Raw genomic sequence first — 16,621 nt, forward strand, 5'->3', positions numbered from 1 at the left:
TAAAATTATCGATCTAAAGGTAGCCTTACGGGTATGAGCGATCGCCTGGTTTCTGTTCCGCACCTTTCAATTCTACAAACACACCGCAGTGAAAAATGGCGAGGATTTCCGAAGGATGTACTGCCATTACCTGTGGCTGAGATGGATTTCCCAGTAGCTGATCCAATTCGGGCGATACTGACTGAAATGGTCGCAACATCTGATCTTGGATACCTGGGGTCTATTCCGGAGCTAGGCCTAGGGTTTAAAAAGTTTGCCCACGAGCGCTGGAATTGGGATTTGGATGAATCTCAAGTTCGCGCGGCAACCGATGTTGGTGTCGCAGTTGTCGAAATTTTGCGTGTATTCACTCAACCTGGTGATTCAATCTTGATTAATTCCCCGGTCTATCACAATTTTTATAACTGGATAAATGAGACAAAGCTCAACAAAGTTGATGTTCCACTTGAACGCACTGGTGATGAAAACGCCAACCCATGGGAAATTGATTGGCAAGGAGTTGAAAAAGCCTACGCCTCTGGTATAAAAGTTCATCTCTTATGTAGTCCGCATAATCCACTTGGAAGGATTTATACAAAAGATGAGCTTTCTAAATTTGTTGACCTGGCTGAAAAAAATAATGTCTTAATCATCAGTAACGAACTTCATGCTCCTTTAACCTACAAAGGAAATACCTACACCCCGATTTTATCCTTAGGAGAAAAGGCACGAAGTGTAAGTATTGTGGTAACTGCAGCATCTAAAGGTTGGAATATTGCAGGACTTAAGTGCGCCATGATTGTTACTCAGGATGCCAAACTTTTTGCGCGCTTAAGTGAAATGCCTTTAGCAGTGCATTATCGATCCTCTTTGCTTGGTGCGTTTGCGACCGCTGTCGCATTTTCTGATGGTGGACCATGGCTAGATGATGTTGTTTCGCAATTAGATGAGAATCGGCACCTGATAAAAAATCTGCTATCTGCCAAACTTCCAAGTGTTAGATACCACGTGCCAGACAATGGATATTTGGCGTGGCTTGATGTGGAAGCTTTGAACTTAGGCGAGGATCCCTCAAAGGTCTTGCTAGAAAAAGGTCGAGTAGCTTTTAATGCAGGACATACCTTTGGAGTGCAGACCTCTCAATATGTTCGACTCAATTTTGCGACAAGTCCTGAAATTGTTTCCGAGGCTATAGATCGCATCGCTCGGTCGGTATAAATGATTGACAAGAAATATGATGTAGTCATAATTGGTGGTGGACATAATGGATTGGTTGCCGCTACTTATTTAGCTCGCGCAGGCAAATCAGTCAGAATTCTTGAGGCTAATCCAGAAGTAGGTGGGGCTACTCAAAGTGTTCAATCCTTTCCTGAATACGAGGCAAATCTTTCTCGATACTCTTATTTAGTTGCACTGCTACCAGACAAGATTGTTAATGATCTAGGTCTTAGCTTCGAATGCATCTCTCGTGAAGTTTCTAGTTATACCCCCTACGGCCAGGACAAAGGTTTGTATGTCTCTCGCATCTGGGATTCAAAAACTGAAGATTCCTTTAATCAGTTAGATCCAAGTGGAAATGAAGGGCGGGCGTGGCAATCTTTCTATGCAGAAGTTGCAGAGTTTGCCGAAAAGATAGCGCCAACAATGCTCGAACCGCTAAAGACGCGAAGCGAGCTCAAGCGTCAGTTGGATTTAGATGCGACCTGGCAATATTTGGTGGAAGAGCCAATCGGCAAAGTAATCACTGAAAGATTTGGCAATGACATCGTGCGTGGTGTGGTGCTGACAGATGCACTGATTGGAACTTTTGCTTCAGCCTTTGATATCCAAGCAAACATTTGTTTTTTATATCATCTGATTGGAAATGGAACTGGAGAATGGAAAGTTCCCAAAGGCGGAATGGGTGCCTTGGTAAAGGAACTTGTCCGCGTAGCCACAAAAAGCGGGGTGGAGATTTCGTTAAATTCGAAAGCCAATAAAGTCATATCTTCATCAAGTGGCGTAGAAGTTACGATTGAAACAGGTGAAGTTATTCAAGCAGAGTATCTGCTTTCAAATGCAGCTCCTCAGGTCTTAGCTAAACTGTGTGGATCCATCGCTCCTAAGAGCCTTGATGGATCTCAAATGAAAATCAATGTTTTGCTCAAGCGTTTGCCACAGTTGAAATCAGGAATCGATCCTCGATTAGCTTTTGCTGGAACCTTTCATGCCAATGAAAGTTTTACTCAATTCGAAACAGTTTTCGAGCAAGCACAAGCCGGAGTAATGCCTGCGAAGATGCCAATTGAAATGTATTGCCACACATTGACCGACCCATCAATCCTGAGCCAGAAACTGCAAGATGATGGCTATCAAACCTTGACCTTGTTTGGCATCCACACACCTGCTTCTTTGTTTGATAGTGATCATGATGCTGCGCGCGATGCTGCACTTAAGTCAGCGCTGGATTCGCTCAATGAATATTTGGCGGAACCAATTGAAGATGTAATCGCCGCAATTGAAGTTAAAACACCGCTTGATATTGAAGAAGCAATCTCGCTTCCACGCGGAAATATCTTTCACACTGATTTAGCCATGCCTTTTCGCGAGGATGGAACGCCTGAATCATGGGGTGTCGAAACTGACGACCCACGCATCTTTATTTGTGGCGCTGGCGCTGCTCGAGGCGGGGGAGTCAGTGGGATTCCTGGCCATAATGCGGCCATGGCAATCCTTTCTAACAATTAGACTGAGGACATGAGTTTTCACCCAGAAACATCGGCAATTACCGCAGGCCGTCCTGAAGTTGCACCTGATGCTTCCCTGAATCCTCCAATTGTTTTTTCTTCCACATATCACGCAGGTGGTCCAGTTGGTTACGGCCGTTATGGCAATGAAAGTTGGAGCGCTTTAGAGTCTGCAATTTCAGAACTTGAAGGCGGACAAACACTTTCGTTTTCTTCAGGTATGGCAGCAATCAGTGCAGTCTTTTCTATTTTGCCAATCGGTGCACCAGTGGTTGCATCAAATCAGGGTTATAGCGGAACCATGGGATTGCTTAACCAGCATCATGCATCTGGTCGACTTGAAGTTCGTTTTGTAGATATTACAAATACTGAAGAAGTAATTGGCGCCATGAAAGGCGCAGCATTGTTGTGGCTAGAGTCTCCAACTAATCCTTGTCTTGATATTGCAGATCTTGCCGCACTGATTTCAGCTGCCAAGAAACAAAACATTGGCGTTGGCGTCGACAACACCTTTGCAACACCATTAGTTCAAAAGCCATTGTCGATGGGCGCTGACATTGTTATGCATTCGGTAACAAAGTTTCTAGCTGGTCATAGTGATGTAGTTCTTGGATCACTATCAACAACCGATGCCGCCTTGTTTAAGCGCTTAGAGGAATCACGTCGATTCAACGGCGCAATCCCGGGACCTTTTGAGGCCTGGCTTGCACTTCGAGGAATTCGTACATTTCCGGTTCGATTTAGAGCAGCTGAAGCCAACGCAAAGACGCTGGTTACTCGATTACAAAACCATGCGAAGATCACCAAGGTTCGCTACCCAGGTTTTGGGGCTGTCATATCTTTTGAAATTGATGGAAATGCAGAAAAGGCTGAGAAAGTTTGTGAATCATCACGTTTGATCGCACATGCAACAAGCCTTGGTGGCGTTGAATCACTGTGGGAGCGCCGTCGTCGTTGGGCTCTAGAAAGTCCATCAGTTCCTGAGCAGTTGATCAGGCTTTCAGTCGGATGCGAGCATGTTGATGATATTTGGCAGGATATAGAGCAGGCACTGGCCGCTCTATAGAGATTTTTTAAGCAAGAGCGAGTATTTTTATCCCATGTTGAAAGCCATTCGTCGCACCTTTGCAGCCTTGACTGTAACTGTGCTCGCCTTTCGCGCAGTGGCATCATTTTTGTCATGGGTTGAGCATCAGGACGAATCAGTAGCCGATACCTGGGTCGATGAAGATGAGTTTGAAGATGCCTGATATTCAATACATTCCGGGCACCTGCAATATTGGCAAGAGTGAAGTTCGTAAGAGGCAATTAGTTGCCCTTGTTGGTTTATTTTTCACAATCTCAACATTGTTTGCATTCAATACAGTTGATACACCTACTGAAGTGCGTCTAGGAATTTTCTTTCCATTAATGGTTGCATCAGTTGGATTTGTTCAATCACGTTCTAAGTTCTGCCTGGCCTATGGTTTTGCGGGAACATTTAATGTGGGCAAGATGGGCGATATCAAGCGAGTATCAAGCAAGGAAGATAGAGCCGCAGACCGTAAGACCGCGCTTGTCATTCTTGGTAAATCTTTTCTGCTAGCAGCTATAGCAACAGCGGTGGTATTAGTACTACCCTTTTAGTATGAAGATACAAATTCATACACGCAACGCAGATTTAGCCGAAGATTTCAAAGATATCGCAATTGAGAAACTTAACAGCATGGAGCGATTTAGTGTCGTTATCGATCGCGTCGAGGTTGAAGTTTTACACGAGGCAAACCCTCATCAAGGCAAGCACAAGCACAAAGTAGTTCTTACTTCGCATGGTTCAGGGCCATTGCTTAGAGCAGAAGCGGCAGAGTTCAATGACTTAGCTGCTTTTGATACCGCAATTAAAGCTTTCGCTCTACAGATCCGAAAGATTCATGAGAAATCTAAGGATTACGATCGTTCAACAGTACGAAAGATGAAAACAGAGATCTAAACGATCTCGCTTCCATCCTTACGTGTTGCCGTAAGACTAGCTACAGCTGTCACTGTTAGCGCTGCAACGATGACAAAGAGACTCACTTCAATAGGTACGTGAGGCAGTTCCAATCCGGCAATTTCATGAATTCCTATGCCATGGAAAGCTTCGATAAACATCTTGAATCCGATGAAGGCCAGGATGAAGGAAAGCCCCTTGGACAAGAACACCAAGCGCTGTAGTAAACCTTGGAGCAAGAAGTACAACTGACGAAGCCCCATCAGCGCAAAAATGTTTGCACAAACAACGATGTATGGATCACGGGTGATTCCAAAGATTGCAGGAATTGAATCAAGAGCAAAGACGAGGTCAGTGAAACCTAGAGAAATTAATGCAATAACAAAGGTTGTCGCACCTTTGGAACGCAAGAAGGTGATCATGCGATCTTCTTTCCATTCTTCCTCGCCCTTATCTTCGACTAGAAGTCGATAAGCGGTGAAGACAAGGAACGCGCCAAACACAAAGAAAGCTCCAGAGAACTTCTCAATGATCGCGCTACCTGCAGCGATAAAGCCACCTCTTAGCAATAAGGCAATGATGATTCCCAATAGCAGAACTAGTTGTTGCTTGGTCCTATCCACTTTCAATCTGCTCAGGATGATGACAAACACGAAGATGTTATCTACTGACAGTGCATACTCAGTTAGCCAGCCGGCAAAGAACTCTTTTTGTGCATTTGGATCTGTCGTCCAGCCTGGCAGCATGATTCCAAAACCAATCGCCGCAGACACATAGATAAATGTCCAGATTCCCGCCTCGGTCATTGTGGTCTCTTTGTTGCGACGAACAATCGCAAGAGTTAAGTCAAAGAGAATTACAAGAGAGAGAATTCCAATGGTCAATAGCCAAGTAGTCGTAGATTCCATGGCGGTATTGTGTCAGTTAGTGATGCACCCAGATGGTTGAAATGGGCGGAATTGTTAACTTTCCATCACGTGCATCGACTATTCCCGCGCTCACGATCAGTAACTTGCCACTTATTTCCACATCAACAGCAGAATCGGACAAATTCATATAGACAGAAACATTGCCACGACGAACCGCCAGCAGTGAATCACTCTTTAATCCATGGATGGGTGATTCAAGCCAGTCGATTGATCCCTGATCAATTAGATGATCGGTACGTAGCTTCAAAGCGTTGCGATAGAGATTAAGCGTGCTCTTTGGATCAGCATTTTGCTTTTCGACAGTCAATTCTTTCCATTTGTCGGTTAATGGCAACCACGGTGTTCCACTTGTAAATCCAAAAGGAGCTGTCTCACCGGTCCAAGGAAGTGGCACACGGGCACCATCGCGACCTTTTTGTGCGCCTTTAGTTCTGAAATAAATTGGATCCTGCCGGGAGCTATCTGGAATTTCTCCGTCAGGTAAACCTAATTCCTGTCCAGCAAATACATAACAGGAACCAGGCAGTGCTAAAACGAAAAGTGCAAGTGCGCGTGCCTGAATTTCGCCGATTCGTGAAGCAACACGTGGAGAGTCATGATTACTTAAGGCCCAAGTAGGAAGGGCTCCAACAGAATCCATGAGCTCAATTGAGCGGGTCACGACTCCATAGAGAAAATCAACTTTGAAAGGCGCATCCAACAAATCAAAGTTGAAGACTTGATGCAATTCATCACTTCGAACATATCGAGTTGCATTAACTGGAGGATGAACCCAGGCCTCGGCAACAGCCATGATTTCGCGATCTTTATATGAATCAAAGAGTTTGCGCCATTGACGATAAATTTCATGGACACCTTGACGATCAAAATAAGGAACCGTTGGAAGAAGGGCATACCTAATTTCTGGATCCATGGAAACATCTAGGCGCAGTGCATCACTTATTCCCTGAGGATCAGGATGGTTGGTCAACAAATTTTCTTTAACTAAACCATGTGCGACATCAATTCGGAAACCATCAACTCCAAGGTCTAACCAAAAACGCAATGTAACTTCGTAATCACTGGCAACCTCTGGGTTTTCCCAATTCAGATCAGGTTGTGAAGAATCAAAAAGGTGAAGGTAATACTGGCCATCTTCAACTTGCGTCCACGAAGGTCCACCGAAAAGTGAGATCCAATTATTTGGGGGAGTTCCATCCTCATTTGCATCATAGAAATGAAAGCGAGCACGTTCTGGCGAACCTCTTCCGGCCTTAAGTGCTTGTTGGAACCAAATATGTTGATCTGAAAAATGGTTAGGAACAACATCGACAATTACTTTTAAGCCCAAAGAATGTGCGACATCAATAAGCTTTTTGGCATCAGCTAGGTTTCCAAATCTAGGATCAACATCGCGAGGATCAGCAACGTCATACCCGCCATCTTTATTTGGAGATGTGTAGAAGGGGCTCAACCAGATTGCATCAACGCCCAGTTCTTGAACATATTGCAGCTTGGAGATAATTCCTTGCAAATCACCTTCGCCATCGCCGTTGCTGTCAAAAAAGGACCGCGGATAGATTTGGTAGATAGTTGCTTGCTTCCACCACGGCGAGGCTGTCATGGTGTCAGGCTACGGAATTGGCAATCGCTGGACAATGTAAAAAGGATGTAAGTAACCCTCGTATGTTTCTCTTTTATAACGTTTGTTCATGCCGTTACACTCGGTATATGAATCTCCTCTATTTAGCCCTTTTACTCCTTATTCTACTTGGAACCCTTTATTGCATTCGTTCCCTCCGAGCCCTTCACGACAAAGTTTCAAAGAAGAGTGAACGGATATCCAGGGAGATTCACAAGGCCGCAGCTGAGAGCAAAAAGAATTCGCTGATCGCCTATAGACAAACCGAAGCATTCATTCAGCTGAGCAATTTGTTACAGTTGAAAGCTGCGATTCCATCTACCCGTAGTTGGGCAGCCTCACCTGATCTCTTGCTTCTCATTTCAGAAATAGTGAAGAAGAATAAGCCTTCACTTGTTGTAGAACTTGGGTCAGGTGTTTCGACTCTAGTAACAGCAAAATCTGGTGCGCGCAAAGTTGTCAGTCTTGATAACTCAGAAGAATTCGGTGGGAAAACCCGCGATCTTTTGAAAGAACACAAAGTGCGCGGTGTTGAAATTCGCATTGCTCCATTACGCCCATATGCAAATGGTTCAGAGTGGTATGACGTTTCAACGCTGAAAGATTTAAAGAAGATTGATTTGCTTATTGTGGATGGACCGCCAGGGTATAACAATCCAGAGGCTAGATATCCTGCGCTAAAAGAGTTTAAAGATAAGTTGTCAGTAAAGGCCATAGTAATAATTGATGATGTGAACCGTGATGGAGAGCGCAAGCTGGCCGAAGATTTTGCCAAGGCTTTGCCGAACCACGTCTTAACTATTCTGGATCATGAAAAAGGCACAGCGGTAATTGCACCTCGCTGATTAAATGCCAATTACTCGTGAAGAGGCTTTCCAAGAGGCTGCCTCGAAGATTCTAGATACATCAACTTTTGTGCGTGCCGTTTTGTCTGGACGCCGCAGAAATATGAGCGTTGAATTTGAACGAGTGGATATTCGCCTTGTTGAATTAAAAGGTGTCCTGCACCTTCAGTTGATGCAAAATGATGGACGAACAACAACGACTAAAAATCTCTTGCCTACTGTACTTGAAGTAGATCAACTTCTAGATAGTGGATACGCAAACATTATGGTCGAAAGCACCAGCCAGGTTTATTCCATAAGAGTGACAAAGAGCGGGGATGCCCAAGTGCACACCGAAAAACGTCAATCTGAACAGAATCTGGCGCACGATAAGAAGAAAGACAGATTGCTTGATTCCAATGATCCGTTCTTGCGCGAAGTTGGAATCGCTGATGCAAAAGGCGTTATTAAGCCTTCACGTCAGGATAAGTACAAGCAGGTTGAAGAGTTCTTGCGCTTGCTTTCCCCGGCACTCAACGCAGCTATCGAAGCAGGGCAGATTCATAAGCCAACGCCAACACAGCCGCTTCGAATAACTGACCTTGGTTGTGGCCATGCATATCTAACTTTTGCTGCACATCAATTTCTGATGAACTCTGGAATACCAGTCATTGTCACAGGCATTGATGTTCGCACTGAATCTAGAGATCGCAACAATTCAATTGCCCAAAAACTTGGCATAACTAAAAGTATTTCATTCAAGGCTGAAGAGATTTCAAAGACAACAGCTGAAATGACAGATGTTGCTATCGCTCTGCACGCGTGTGATACCGCAACTGATGATGCCATTGCCTGGGCAGTAAACGGGGGATCAAAGCTTTTATTAATCGCACCTTGCTGTCATCACGATATTCAAAAGCAGATTGATGCAGCACCTGAACCTTGGGGAGCGCTAACAAAGTTTGGTTTAATGAAAGAACGTCTTGGTGATCTACTTACTGATTCATTCAGAGCGCAACTTCTAAGGCTTGCTGGCTATCGCGTTGAAGTTATTGAATTCATTGGGGGAGAACACACGCCTCGTAACTTGATGATCCGCGCAGTAAAGACTGATGCAAAGCCAGAGCAGTTAGATATCGATAGATACCGAGAAATTACCGCTCAATGGGGTGTGAAGCCTGCTTTAGAGAAGAAACTTTCGACGCTTAACATCCGTTAGACTTAGGACATGTCTAAGGTCCTTGCATCTCTTCCAGTTGGTGAAAAGGTTGGTATCGCATTTTCTGGCGGTCTCGACACATCAGTGGCAGTTGCCTGGATGCGCGACAAGGGCGCAGTTCCTTGTACCTACACCGCAGATCTTGGCCAGTATGACGAGCCAGATATTGATTCAGTTCCAGATCGCGCAAAGGAATACGGCGCAGAGATTTCACGCCTTGTTGATTGCAAAAATGCGTTAGTTGAAGAAGGTCTTGCAGCGATTGCTTGCGGAGCTTTTCATATCCGTTCTGGCGGAAAGCAATACTTCAACACCACGCCTTTGGGTCGTGCAGTAACCGGAACCATGTTGGTGCGTGCAATGCACCAGGACTCAGTTGAAATCTGGGGCGATGGATCAACGTATAAAGGTAATGACATTGAACGTTTTTACCGCTATGGGCTGCTTGCAAATCCCAACCTAAGAATTTATAAGCCTTGGCTTGATCAAGACTTTGTTACCGAACTTGGTGGCCGTAAGGAAATGTCTGAATGGCTAGTTGCTCATGGACTTCCTTACCGTGACAGCACTGAAAAGGCGTATTCAACCGATGCAAACATCTTGGGTGCAACCCACGAAGCAAAGAGTCTTGAAAATCTTGATACCTCGGTAGAGCTAGTACAACCAATCATGGGAGTTCGCTTCTGGGATCCAGCGGTCAAGATCGATACTGAAGATGTAAAAATTACCTTTAACCAGGGACGCCCTGTTTCAATCAATGGAAAGTCATTTGCTGACATCGTTGATTTAATGAAGGAAGCCAACACGGTTGGTGGGCGTCACGGACTCGGAATGGCCGATCAAATTGAAAACAGAATTATTGAAGCCAAGAGCCGTGGAATTTATGAAGCTCCAGGAATGGCGCTGCTGTTCATTGCATATGAGCGATTGATTAGTGCAATTCATAATGAAGACACAATCGCTAATTACCATGCAGAGGGACGCCGTCTAGGACGCCTGTTGTATGAAGGTCGCTGGTTTGATCCACAAGCTTTAATGCTGCGCGAATCACTGATGCGTTGGGTTGCATCTGCAGTTACTGGAGAAGTAACAATTCGTATGCGCCGCGGAGATGATTATTCGATCATCAATACAACTGGTCCAGGACTTAGTTACCACCCTGAAAAGCTTTCAATGGAGCGCACTGAAAACGCTGCCTTTGGCCCAGTAGATCGCATTGGCCAACTAACCATGCGCAACCTTGATATTGCCGATACTCGTGCCAAGTTAGAGCTTTACCGCTCACAAGGCCAGATCGGTGATGGCGAGTTTAAATTAATCGGCGAAATCGAATAACAAGGAGAAAAATGCCAAAGAAAACCTTATTAAAAGTATTTGCGGTTTTAGCCGTATTAGCAATTGCATTTGCATCATTTACAACACTCGGAGGAGATGACACAGTGTCAGGATCAGCAGCAGGACTTCCAGCAGTATCTGGTAACGCGGGAGAAGCACCAACAATCACACCTCCAACAGGTGCAGCACCAACAACTTTGCAAACACAAGACCTAATCGTTGGAACAGGAACAGAAGTTCTACCAACTTCAACTCTGACAGTTCATTACACATTGATGACATGGTCTAACGGAGCGTTGATTGAGTCTTCATGGAACGGTGGAGAGCCAGCAACATTCCCACTATCTGGCGTAATCGCCGGATGGCAAGAAGGTCTGCCAGGTGCAAAAGCAGGTGGACGTCGTCTATTGGTAATCCCAGCAGACAAGGGTTACGGCCCAAATGGTTCAGGCCCAATCGGACCTAATGAGACTTTGATCTTCGTCGTAGACATCATCGCTGTTTCATAATTAGCCTTAAACAAAACCCCATCGCCTAAATAGGTGGTGGGGTTTTGTCTTTGTTCACCGTGCATTAACCAAGTATTGAGTAACCTCGGCACATGAGAAAGCTCCTTGCTGAGTACCTAGGTACCGCACTTTTGGTCGCAATCGTTGTTGGTTCAGGAATTATGGCCACCGATTTAACTCAAGATGTTGGTCTACAACTTCTTATAAACACAATTGCCACAGTCTTTGGTCTGGCAGTCTTGATTCTTATCTTGGCTCCAATTAGCGGTGCACATTTCAACCCTGTTGTGACCTTGGTTGATTTGATTCAAGGCAAGAGTTCGATGATTCAATTTCTACAATATGCCGTTGTTCAAACAGCTGGAGCAATAACAGGTGCATTTTTGGCAAATGCAATGTTTGGTAATGCAATTATTCAAACTGCAACCAAGATTCGATCAGGCAATAACCTGTACTTAGCGGAAATTGTTGCTACAGCTGGCTTGATCCTGGTGATTAACTTGCTTGTAAGCCAAAAGAATTTAACTGTGATTCCTGCAGCAGTTGCTGCCTGGATCGGTAGCGCTTACTTCTTCACAAGCTCAACTTCTTTTGCCAATCCTGCAGTAACAATCGGACGAACATTTAGCGACTCTTTTTCTGGAATTGCACCAGAGTGCGCGCCTAAGTTTATTGCAGCCCAAATCCTCGGAGCCATCATCGGCCTGGGTCTAGTGAAAGCACTTACTCATGACAAATAAACCAACCGTTCTCTTTGTTTGCGTTCACAACGCAGGTCGCTCACAGATGGCTGCAGGCTTTATGCGCGAGCTAGGTAAGGGGCGAGTAGAAGTACTTTCTGCAGGAAGTGCACCAAAGGATTCAATTAACCCAATTGCGGTAGAAGCAATGGCCGAAGTTGGAATTGATATTGCTAACAACACCCCAAAAGTTTTAACAACTGAAGCGGTTGAAGAATCTGATGCGGTAATCACAATGGGTTGCGGAGATGTTTGTCCGTTCTATCCCGGTAAGCGTTATGAAGATTGGGTTTTAGATGACCCTGCAGGACAAGGAATTGAATCTGTTCGTGTAATTCGTGATGAGATCAAAGGTCGAGTTGAAGCTTTACTCGCTGAATTACTGAGCTAGTACCGCAGCGGCAATCTTCAAGTCCTTTTCAAAAACCATCAACTGCGGTCCATCCAAGGTCTGTGTCAGTGTGGCCTTGATGTTGGCATCAGTTAGTTTTTGCAAACTCATCTGAGCTTCGATGTAGTTGCTAGGTGTTTGCAACGGTCTAAGCAATCCGTATTGATCTTTCTTGCCAGCTTTAATTGGCGTGATAATCAAGCGCTTGTTAGATGAAAATCCCCACTTGAGAACAAGAATCAACAGGGCTAATGCTGCAAATCCGCCAAAGGATTGCAAGAACAATGCGTTATTGATTCCACCAAGCATATTGTAAGTCTAGTAGAACTTGATGAGCTCCTGCATGAAGGCAATCTCTTTTTCTTGAGCTTTAATAATTGCGAGGGCAAGTGCTGCTACTTCTGCGTTCTTTGAATCCAATACCTTTTGCGCCATCTTTATTGCACCTTCGTGATGCTTGATCATTCCTTCAAGAAATAGGCGATCAAAAGTTACACCTTCAGCATCACGCAAACTTTGAATCTCTTCATCGCTGAGCATTCCATCCATGGTGTGACCCATATGAGTTGAAGGGTTTACACCAGTCCAGCTATCCATCAATTCGATCTCAGGAGCTTGCGCTGATTTGATATCTCGAGCTAGCGCAAGAATTTCATCACTAGTTGAATTAGTCAGAGCAATGTCTGACATCAATATAGCTTGTTCATGGTGGGGGATCATTTCTTCTGCAAACTTAATGTCTGCCGCACTAAATTCAGAGTTAGCTTCGGGTGCTGCTGCACATCCAGTTAAAAGCAGAATCGAGAACAGTACGAGGAAAATCTTTTTCATGTTACGACCCTATCTTTCGATTAACCAATTGTGGCGATTCCGCGGCTGATTTTAATTGCAACCTTGGATAATCCTGTCGTGGCTGGTCCGAGAACTAAGTCTCCATCAGCTTCGAACTCAGAATTATGAGCACTGCACATCCAACCGCTTTCTGTTCTGGACACCGTGATTCCCTGATGTGGACAGCGCAGATTAAAAGCTGTGTATTTATTTGTTCCTATTCGTGCTATCCCGACAGGGACGCCTTTAATAGAACCAATCCGCATCGCCCCACCGACTGCAGAAAGCGCCGGCAAATTTTTCAGCGTTACTGAAAGCTTGCCATTGGGAAGCTTCTTTACCGCTGCATTTGCTGCAGCCGGTACTTCACTGCCACCCAATGCAACAACTGCGCACACACCTGCAAAGAGAGAACGACGCGAGATTGGTTCCATCTGAAGTCCTTACTTTAACTTGGTGTACAAAGACACATCAGCTGTTCCAAAAGCCAAACCATCAGGCAATGAACCAGCAGGCAAGCCCAAAACCGTTGCGATTGTTGCAGCTACTCCTGGAGCAAGTACCAAGGTGGTACCTGCGTATGCAGTAGTGCGTAGCTTTGCCTTGCGATCATTGGTGATCTTTGGCTTTGCTGTCGATGCATTAGTGATCGTCAAAATATCAACCTTTGCATTTCCTGCTTGAGGAACTATTGCTGAAACAACACCTTTAGCTAAATCAATAACTGGATTTTTTAGTGTGAGGAACTGGTTATTAGCTGTATTAAAGAAAATAATATTGCTTCCAACATGTTGAACGCCAGCTTTATTGGCTGTTACTGGAATATGGAAAACAACTTGGCTAGTTGGCTCACTCACGTTCTCGCCAATGACAGCAGCCGTTGCGCCGCCTTGTACGTAGAGAATTACACCTGCTGCTTCAAGTGTCGATGCAACACCTGCAGCAGTTTTCATATGGGTCATGCTTTGACCAGGCTTGGCAGCATCAGCAACAGCTGCTCCTGAACCACCAATCAAAAGTAAAGATGACATGGCAGTAGCGGTGATCATTCGTAGCTTCATAACTCTCCTTATGAATCAATTAGATTTTGATAACGGTAAATGCACCACGGGGGTCCAGCAACTCGGAAATCGCGTTCAGGCTCAGATTCAAGGTTGATTCTCAGGTAGCCACGCTCAACTGATCACCGATTACGAGGTGGGAGGAGCTTTCGCCTTATGTACATCAGTCTTACAGCTAGTTTTGATTTGAAGGAAACTTTTGCACCCTTTGGGACAATAGTTCTCTCGATGTATGGCTGTGAATTCTTAACAACCTTATGAAAGTTTTCAATGCTTATTTCCTCCTGCAGCGCTTCTTGCTTGCTATAGGAATTGAACTGGCCAATCTCATTTCCTCCACAAAAAGGACAACTATCAAGGCTTGTCGCAATGCGCTTTTGGCACTTTGGATTCAGACACAGCGGCATGGTTCAAATGTTAATGTGTTGGATTTGTAATGTCCTTACGAAACCTTGATTCTCAGTGAATCGTCAGCAAAGCTTTTGTAAAGCTTCTTGTTGCCCGCTGGTGATTTACCTATATCTACGCCTGCTTTTTTCAATTCACCCTTTAACTCTTTGCGAAACAGGTGGTAATCCACCTCTACTGCATGACGTTGCCCTGGTGTGAAATTGAAATGAGGATTCTTAACCTCATGATCAATGGCAGATTTCATATCTTTTGGCCTACGGTATCTTCCATTTATCTCTAAACAAGCAATCTTTGCTTGATAGTCAGCCAGTGGCCAAATACAACCTAGGGGTTGAAACAATCCGATGAAGTAAAGATTTTCATACTTTTCATGCATCATCTTCTTAAATAGCGGCACCTCTGTTAAGTTCTTAAAGTTTATAAAATCTTCATCAAAAAACGGGAAGGTAGTCCAGAAGCCCGTTGCTGCGCAAACAATGTCAAAATCTTCTTTACTGCCATCGACAAACTCAACGGTTAATCCACTCCAAGATTTAATGGCTTTGCGCGGCTTTATCCGGCCGTGGCGAATGTAATCCATCAGATCTGAGTTCAAAGTTGGGTGATTAGTTAGCGGGAGAGTGGTGTTCTCAGGTAATCCATAACGACTGTATGGACCTTGAATTATTTTGACTAAAAACTTCAGACCATATTGGCGAAGCTTCCTTGGTAACCACTTACTACGCGCAGCAAAGACATCACCTGGTTGGCCAAAGATGAACTTTGGAAAAAACCATTGCGGACTTCGCATTGACATGTGCACAGTCTTAGTCATCCGTGCTGCTTCAACAGAAATATCACATGCAGAGTTACCACCGCCAATTACGAGTACACGCTTGTCTCTCCAGCTCTCATCCACACCCTTGAAATCATGGGAATGTAAAAACTTTCCGCTGTAATTTCCTGGGTACTCTGGATACTTCGGCACATTATGGTGGCCATTAGAAACCATCAAATATTCAAATACTTCACTCTTCTTCACTCCACCGTTATCGGTATATTCAACGAGCCACGTTCCATCGTGTTGGCGAGTCACATGATTTACAGTGTGATCAAATTTAATTCGTGGCATTACTCCAAAATGAACCGCGTAAGATTCGAAGTAATTTTGCAGGTGGATATGGCTCGGATAATCAGGATATGAATCAGGCATTGGATAATCTTCAAACTCAGACCATGCCTTAGAGCTAATTAAATGCGTGTTCTCATAAACACTTGAATGTCCTGTTTTAGAGTTAAAGACCCAGTTGCCACCAACTTTGTCATTCTTTTCAAAGACCACAACATCTAAACCGCTTTCAATGCAGTTCTTGGCTGCGGTGATACCACTTGGGCCAGCTCCGATGACGCAGATCCTTGGATTCATAAATTAATTATTGCCTATAACCTGAATTTGGCACTCGGGCTCACTTACGTAAGTGGGTGGTGAGGGACTCGTTATCAAACCTTCAAACCATTCCCTTTGACCCACTAAGCGGATATATCCGTTCTTGACTCATCTCCAATATTAGGGATAGCCAGGGACAAAACAAGGGTATTGAAAGATATTCAAGCCATTTTGGGAGGTAAGAGCAGAAATGACTGCTCAATTTCCCACTTGGCTTGATCTTCCCATTACCCTTTTAGAATGCGGATGAGAGGGAGTATCTCCAAGGGTTTGCTCATAACCCTTGTCTTTGCCCTGAGCCCACTTTCTGCCTATGGAACTAACCATGCAGGACCAAAAACGCCAAGTTGTGGAAATTACAAAGTAAGCACCAACGAGATAATTGTGGGTGTTAAATTTCCAAAAGGCACATATCAAATTAACTCCTTTGGAATTTCCTGTACAAAAGTAATGGGAAATAAAGGTCTATTTGCCAAGTTCCTGAAATTAAAGGATAAAGATCCACTTCCCAAGCCCTGGCGATACCTGGCAGATGCAGTAGGAGCACCAAAGTTTTCATCAGGTCCAGGAGTTGGATTTCGTGTTCAGTTAATTGCACCAACACCAACGCCAACTCCAACTCCAACACCCACTCCAACTCCAACACCTAC

The 16,621-nt window shown here is 44.5% G+C and carries 19 protein-coding genes and 1 pseudogene; 13 read left to right on the forward strand and 7 right to left on the reverse strand.

The window, feature by feature from the left end:
• Positions 1-33: 33 nt before the first annotated feature.
• The 6 genes from AC9UC2_RS06165 to hpf are packed head-to-tail and all read left to right on the forward strand — an operon-like array spanning position 34 to position 4,674.
• The gene (locus tag AC9UC2_RS06165; RefSeq protein ID WP_509526497.1) at positions 34-1,197 is read left to right on the forward strand and encodes a MalY/PatB family protein; all 1,164 of its coding nucleotides are present in this window, start codon (positions 34-36) and stop codon (positions 1,195-1,197) included.
• On the forward strand, positions 1,198-2,706 hold the full coding sequence (locus AC9UC2_RS06170) for a phytoene desaturase family protein (protein ID WP_509526499.1): 1,509 nt from the start codon (positions 1,198-1,200) through the stop codon (positions 2,704-2,706).
• A 9-nt stretch (positions 2,707-2,715) separates the two neighbouring features.
• A complete protein-coding gene (locus tag AC9UC2_RS06175; protein WP_509526502.1) occupies positions 2,716-3,771 on the forward strand; it encodes a trans-sulfuration enzyme family protein in 1,056 nt (351 codons plus the stop codon).
• Between the two features lie 34 nt (positions 3,772-3,805).
• Positions 3,806-3,955, forward strand: coding sequence for a hypothetical protein (locus tag AC9UC2_RS06180; RefSeq protein WP_509526505.1), 150 nt, complete (start codon positions 3,806-3,808; stop codon positions 3,953-3,955).
• Positions 3,936-4,331, forward strand: a complete 396-nt coding sequence (locus AC9UC2_RS06185) for a hypothetical protein (protein WP_509526508.1) — start codon at positions 3,936-3,938, stop codon at positions 4,329-4,331. The genes AC9UC2_RS06180 and AC9UC2_RS06185 overlap by 20 nt, the downstream gene beginning before the upstream one ends.
• A 1-nt stretch (position 4,332) precedes the next feature.
• Positions 4,333-4,674, forward strand: coding sequence for a ribosome hibernation-promoting factor, HPF/YfiA family (gene hpf, locus AC9UC2_RS06190; protein ID WP_509526510.1), 342 nt, complete (start codon positions 4,333-4,335; stop codon positions 4,672-4,674).
• Here hpf and AC9UC2_RS06195 read toward each other — a convergent pair.
• Both AC9UC2_RS06195 and AC9UC2_RS06200 read right to left on the reverse strand, forming a co-directional pair.
• Positions 4,671-5,582 carry a TerC family protein gene (locus AC9UC2_RS06195; protein ID WP_509526513.1) on the reverse strand — a complete coding sequence of 304 codons (912 nt, stop codon included), beginning with the start codon at positions 5,580-5,582 and terminating at the stop codon, positions 4,671-4,673. The genes hpf and AC9UC2_RS06195 overlap by 4 nt on opposite strands.
• A gap of 16 nt (positions 5,583-5,598) precedes the next feature.
• On the reverse strand, positions 5,599-7,206 hold the full coding sequence (locus AC9UC2_RS06200) for a glycoside hydrolase family 13 protein (RefSeq protein ID WP_509526515.1): 1,608 nt from the start codon (positions 7,204-7,206) through the stop codon (positions 5,599-5,601).
• Positions 7,207-7,313: 107 nt separating this feature from the next.
• On the opposite strand from AC9UC2_RS06200, the gene AC9UC2_RS06205 reads away from it, so the two are divergent.
• The 6 genes from AC9UC2_RS06205 to AC9UC2_RS06230 all read left to right on the forward strand — a co-directional run bounded on the left by AC9UC2_RS06205 (position 7,314) and on the right by AC9UC2_RS06230 (position 12,242).
• Positions 7,314-8,069, forward strand: a complete 756-nt coding sequence (locus AC9UC2_RS06205) for a class I SAM-dependent methyltransferase (protein ID WP_509526518.1) — start codon at positions 7,314-7,316, stop codon at positions 8,067-8,069.
• Between the two features lie 4 nt (positions 8,070-8,073).
• On the forward strand, positions 8,074-9,267 hold the full coding sequence (locus AC9UC2_RS06210) for a class I SAM-dependent methyltransferase (protein WP_509526521.1): 1,194 nt from the start codon (positions 8,074-8,076) through the stop codon (positions 9,265-9,267).
• A 9-nt stretch (positions 9,268-9,276) separates the two neighbouring features.
• A complete protein-coding gene (gene argG, locus AC9UC2_RS06215; protein WP_509526524.1) occupies positions 9,277-10,602 on the forward strand; it encodes an argininosuccinate synthase in 1,326 nt (441 codons plus the stop codon).
• Between the two features lie 11 nt (positions 10,603-10,613).
• Positions 10,614-11,111 (forward strand): FKBP-type peptidyl-prolyl cis-trans isomerase, encoded by a 498-nt coding sequence (locus AC9UC2_RS06220; RefSeq protein WP_509526527.1) that lies wholly within the window; start codon positions 10,614-10,616, stop codon positions 11,109-11,111.
• Between the two features lie 92 nt (positions 11,112-11,203).
• Positions 11,204-11,851: an aquaporin gene (locus AC9UC2_RS06225; RefSeq protein WP_509526530.1), complete on the forward strand. Its 648-nt coding sequence runs from the start codon at positions 11,204-11,206 to the stop codon at positions 11,849-11,851.
• Positions 11,841-12,242 carry an arsenate reductase ArsC gene (locus AC9UC2_RS06230; protein WP_509526532.1) on the forward strand — a complete coding sequence of 134 codons (402 nt, stop codon included), beginning with the start codon at positions 11,841-11,843 and terminating at the stop codon, positions 12,240-12,242. Before AC9UC2_RS06225 ends, AC9UC2_RS06230 begins: the two co-directional genes overlap by 11 nt.
• Here AC9UC2_RS06230 and AC9UC2_RS06235 read toward each other — a convergent pair.
• From AC9UC2_RS06235 to AC9UC2_RS06255, 5 genes are all read right to left on the reverse strand, one after another.
• Positions 12,231-12,551 (reverse strand): hypothetical protein, encoded by a 321-nt coding sequence (locus tag AC9UC2_RS06235; protein WP_509526535.1) that lies wholly within the window; start codon positions 12,549-12,551, stop codon positions 12,231-12,233. The genes AC9UC2_RS06230 and AC9UC2_RS06235 overlap by 12 nt on opposite strands.
• 9 nt (positions 12,552-12,560) lie before the next feature.
• On the reverse strand, positions 12,561-13,073 hold the full coding sequence (locus tag AC9UC2_RS06240; protein WP_509526537.1) for a DUF305 domain-containing protein: 513 nt from the start codon (positions 13,071-13,073) through the stop codon (positions 12,561-12,563).
• A gap of 20 nt (positions 13,074-13,093) precedes the next feature.
• A complete protein-coding gene (locus tag AC9UC2_RS06245) occupies positions 13,094-13,507 on the reverse strand; it encodes a QcrA and Rieske domain-containing protein (protein WP_509526539.1) in 414 nt (137 codons plus the stop codon).
• Between the two features lie 9 nt (positions 13,508-13,516).
• Complete coding sequence (locus AC9UC2_RS06250; protein ID WP_509526542.1) at positions 13,517-14,134, reverse strand: hypothetical protein; 618 nt, start codon at positions 14,132-14,134, stop codon at positions 13,517-13,519.
• A 442-nt stretch (positions 14,135-14,576) separates the two neighbouring features.
• Positions 14,577-15,950, reverse strand: a complete 1,374-nt coding sequence (locus tag AC9UC2_RS06255) for a flavin-containing monooxygenase (protein ID WP_509526544.1) — start codon at positions 15,948-15,950, stop codon at positions 14,577-14,579.
• A 261-nt stretch (positions 15,951-16,211) separates the two neighbouring features.
• Here AC9UC2_RS06255 and AC9UC2_RS06260 point away from each other — a divergent pair.
• Positions 16,212-16,621: pseudogene (locus AC9UC2_RS06260) on the forward strand (hypothetical protein); the annotation flags it as partial.

The sequence above is a fragment of the Candidatus Planktophila sp. genome (assembly GCF_036734405.1).
Lineage (GTDB): Bacteria > Actinomycetota > Actinomycetes > Nanopelagicales > Nanopelagicaceae > Planktophila.

What these genes read in the sequence shown, in the direction of transcription:
- AC9UC2_RS06250 (WP_509526542.1), bottom strand. Translation starts at nt 14,134, where the DNA reads ATGAAGCTACGAATGATCACCGCTACTGCCATGTCATCTTTACTTTTG.
- AC9UC2_RS06210 (WP_509526521.1), top strand. Translation starts at nt 8,074, where the DNA reads ATGCCAATTACTCGTGAAGAGGCTTTCCAAGAGGCTGCCTCGAAGATT.
- AC9UC2_RS06240 (WP_509526537.1), bottom strand. Translation starts at nt 13,073, where the DNA reads ATGAAAAAGATTTTCCTCGTACTGTTCTCGATTCTGCTTTTAACTGGA.
- AC9UC2_RS06255 (WP_509526544.1), bottom strand. Translation starts at nt 15,950, where the DNA reads ATGAATCCAAGGATCTGCGTCATCGGAGCTGGCCCAAGTGGTATCACC.
- AC9UC2_RS06200 (WP_509526515.1), bottom strand. Translation starts at nt 7,206, where the DNA reads ATGACAGCCTCGCCGTGGTGGAAGCAAGCAACTATCTACCAAATCTAT.
- hpf (WP_509526510.1), top strand. Translation starts at nt 4,333, where the DNA reads ATGAAGATACAAATTCATACACGCAACGCAGATTTAGCCGAAGATTTC.
- AC9UC2_RS06225 (WP_509526530.1), top strand. Translation starts at nt 11,204, where the DNA reads ATGAGAAAGCTCCTTGCTGAGTACCTAGGTACCGCACTTTTGGTCGCA.
- AC9UC2_RS06175 (WP_509526502.1), top strand. Translation starts at nt 2,716, where the DNA reads ATGAGTTTTCACCCAGAAACATCGGCAATTACCGCAGGCCGTCCTGAA.
- AC9UC2_RS06220 (WP_509526527.1), top strand. Translation starts at nt 10,614, where the DNA reads ATGCCAAAGAAAACCTTATTAAAAGTATTTGCGGTTTTAGCCGTATTA.
- AC9UC2_RS06165 (WP_509526497.1), top strand. Translation starts at nt 34, where the DNA reads ATGAGCGATCGCCTGGTTTCTGTTCCGCACCTTTCAATTCTACAAACA.
- AC9UC2_RS06195 (WP_509526513.1), bottom strand. Translation starts at nt 5,582, where the DNA reads ATGGAATCTACGACTACTTGGCTATTGACCATTGGAATTCTCTCTCTT.
- argG (WP_509526524.1), top strand. Translation starts at nt 9,277, where the DNA reads ATGTCTAAGGTCCTTGCATCTCTTCCAGTTGGTGAAAAGGTTGGTATC.
- AC9UC2_RS06180 (WP_509526505.1), top strand. Translation starts at nt 3,806, where the DNA reads ATGTTGAAAGCCATTCGTCGCACCTTTGCAGCCTTGACTGTAACTGTG.
- AC9UC2_RS06170 (WP_509526499.1), top strand. Translation starts at nt 1,198, where the DNA reads ATGATTGACAAGAAATATGATGTAGTCATAATTGGTGGTGGACATAAT.
- AC9UC2_RS06205 (WP_509526518.1), top strand. Translation starts at nt 7,314, where the DNA reads ATGAATCTCCTCTATTTAGCCCTTTTACTCCTTATTCTACTTGGAACC.
- AC9UC2_RS06245 (WP_509526539.1), bottom strand. Translation starts at nt 13,507, where the DNA reads ATGGAACCAATCTCGCGTCGTTCTCTCTTTGCAGGTGTGTGCGCAGTT.
- AC9UC2_RS06185 (WP_509526508.1), top strand. Translation starts at nt 3,936, where the DNA reads ATGAGTTTGAAGATGCCTGATATTCAATACATTCCGGGCACCTGCAAT.
- AC9UC2_RS06230 (WP_509526532.1), top strand. Translation starts at nt 11,841, where the DNA reads ATGACAAATAAACCAACCGTTCTCTTTGTTTGCGTTCACAACGCAGGT.
- AC9UC2_RS06235 (WP_509526535.1), bottom strand. Translation starts at nt 12,551, where the DNA reads ATGCTTGGTGGAATCAATAACGCATTGTTCTTGCAATCCTTTGGCGGA.